We start from the raw sequence: 1,854 nt of genomic DNA, 5'->3' as shown, positions 1-1,854 counted from the left end.
TTTGGAACCACCTGATCCCATCCCGAACTCAGCAGTGAAACGAAGCATCGCCGATGGTAGTGTGGGGCTTCCCCATGCGAGAGTAGGTCATCGCCAGGCTTTCATTCTCCTTGAGTTCGCTCAAGGCTGCAAAACCCCAGTTGCGTTCTTTACGAAGAACATGGCTGGGGTTTTTGCTATTTGAGTATTCTTTCTGTTGTAAAAAAACTACTGGTTCGCTGATTCGAAGTGTTTGGTAAAACGAACGGCGGGAGTCCATTCTCACGCTTAACAGTTATGAATGAAATGATGAAGATTTATCACTTTAAAAACTCAACCCTAAACATTCACGGCACGGCCTGACAGAGTTACCCATCACGTTGATGCTCCGAACTATTTCGAGCTTAACAAGTGATACAACACACCGATACGCATCACTTGCCTCTATGCAAAAAGTTCTGTCCGCCTAGCCGATAGTATATGCATCTAGAATTCATTGGAAATTCGACTGCGTATGGGTTTCAAAAGTATCGGCAACGATGGGGCTAATGGCAATGTTCTGCCACATACCCCAGCACCACCGCCCCCTCCACAAGGAAGACACCGAAGTACTAGAGGACATCGCGCTCACCAAGTACGAGAGCAGGAGTCGACAGCTTCCACAAGAGGCATCCACGAGCGTCAGGTAACAATAAGTCGAAGTGTCGGAAACACGACACCAGAAACACAACTCCCTGATACATTACCAGTAAAAAGGAAATACCTCAGGGCAGCCGCCGATGCATTAAAACCACTTCAAAACCAGATGTCTCGTGAACAATATGATTATGCGAAAAATACAATAATAATACTCGACGAAATGAACACGAATTTCACCGAGATTCAATACCAGCTAGAATCAGAGCATCTTTCATTAGAAGAAAAAGAGGCCTGTTTTTCTAGGTTGTCAGGCGGCCTGTCGGCCCACCTCAATGAGGATCGGCATCCAACCTCAGCTTTAACAGTTGTGGATGGAGCCCGAAAAATGATCTTGTGCTTTCTTGAGCTGTTACATAATCCCGAAATAGATAAGCAAGAGCTTTTCAGTTCGTATTTCGAAAAGGGAAACCCGTGTTTTGAGGCTAGACTGAGAGTTGCACAGAAATACTATCTGAAAAAACAACTTCAGCACTGGGAGAGTCTCAGTCCTGATCTTCAAGCCACTACCCCCCGTCCTCCTGATCTGGATATTGTTGTCGAGTACAGCAGAAGCCGCATGATTGAATCAATTCTTGGTGATGAGGTTGTAGCCTTTCAAAAAATACATGAATTAAACCCAAGTAGAGATATTGTACGCGCTGATAGCTTTAAGACTTACTTAATGCAGAAAGAGAAAGATTGCCTGGGTTTCATCGCTAAAAACGGCGTAATAAGTGAAGAGTCAATTGATGCCTTCATCGCTGAAAGTGTCAGCAGTGGAATCATGATACAAGACGCCGCGACATAAAGAGCAACACATATAACAATTAAGTCATTAGCTGTATCTGTGGTGTTTTCCATCCTTTCAGTGTTCTGTGATAAGCATTCACATACTGCAAGTGGAAAACACCCTCACGAACAGTTTGCCCAGCTGTAGTGACTAGAAACTTCAATACAAAGCCAAGATGCTCGGCGACAGCATCATGCTGGGAGAGTACATCTTCCTGGCGGAATGCGACTAGCCAAGCAGGCTTCGATATCTTCCCACCAAATATGTTCAAGAACACCATCGGCACCGATTACAGGCGGCCATTCTGGCAACCAAATTTGCGCACATTGTCATTTCCGCAGCGGCTCTGTTCACAATAAATGTGGGTTGAGCCAATGGGATGCTTCCTGATCTAACAAACTCTCTTC

The 1,854-nt window shown here is 45.1% G+C and carries 2 protein-coding genes and 1 rRNA gene; 2 read left to right on the top strand and 1 reads right to left on the bottom strand.

Annotation, left to right across the window (positions count from 1 at the left end; translation table 11 throughout):
* A 5S ribosomal RNA gene (gene rrf, locus QMA35_RS21515) occupies window positions 1-99 on the top strand; the annotation flags it as partial.
* 394 nt (window positions 100-493) lie between these two features.
* Entirely contained in the window at window positions 494-1,465 is a 972-nt protein-coding gene (locus QMA35_RS21510) for a hypothetical protein (RefSeq protein WP_281649185.1), read from the top strand.
* A 19-nt stretch (window positions 1,466-1,484) separates the two neighbouring features.
* Here the strand turns inward: QMA35_RS21510 and QMA35_RS21505 are convergent, their stop codons facing one another.
* Window positions 1,485-1,718, bottom strand: a complete 234-nt coding sequence (locus QMA35_RS21505) for a hypothetical protein (protein WP_281649184.1) — start codon at window positions 1,716-1,718, stop codon at window positions 1,485-1,487.
* Window positions 1,719-1,854 lie beyond the last annotated feature (136 nt).

Source organism: Parendozoicomonas sp. Alg238-R29 (assembly GCF_947331445.1).
GTDB lineage: Bacteria > Pseudomonadota > Gammaproteobacteria > Pseudomonadales > Endozoicomonadaceae > Sansalvadorimonas.
Note: the sequence above shows the minus strand (reverse complement) of the source record. Positions and strands in the feature narration are given on the sequence as shown.

Bases quoted from the DNA above. Each gene is read 5' to 3' on its own strand.
- QMA35_RS21510 (WP_281649185.1), top strand. From the start codon at position 494: ATGGGTTTCAAAAGTATCGGCAACGATGGGGCTAATGGCAATGTTCTG.